General features: G+C 39.8%; 1 protein-coding gene. It reads left to right on the top strand.

Annotated elements, in window-relative coordinates; genetic code table 11:
* The first annotated feature begins 14 nt into the window (after nucleotides 1-14).
* The gene (locus AYW76_RS18700; RefSeq protein WP_269448116.1) at nucleotides 15-185 is read left to right on the top strand and encodes a LuxR C-terminal-related transcriptional regulator; all 171 of its coding nucleotides are present in this window, start codon (nucleotides 15-17) and stop codon (nucleotides 183-185) included.
* Nucleotides 186-269: the final 84 nt, after the last annotated feature.

The raw sequence follows: 269 nt of genomic DNA on the forward strand, positions 1-269 counted from the left end.
TGACGGCTAGAGAAATCGAGATCCTTCGATGTCTGCAATCGGGAGCCAGCAATTTGCAAATATCTGAAGACCTATTTATTACTGAGTCGACAGTAAAATCTCATCTTTATCAGATATTTAGAAAGCTCTCTGTAAAAAACCGCTTACAAGCGATAGCTTGGGCCAATCAAAACCTCCTCTCTTAACAATACACACAACACATCTTCATCTATGTAGAGAGTTCGCGATGATTTTTCACAGCAAAACAGAGCGAACTCTGACACATTTCT

It is taken from the genome of Marinomonas gallaica (assembly GCF_001639745.1).
Lineage (GTDB): Bacteria > Pseudomonadota > Gammaproteobacteria > Pseudomonadales > Marinomonadaceae > Marinomonas > Marinomonas gallaica.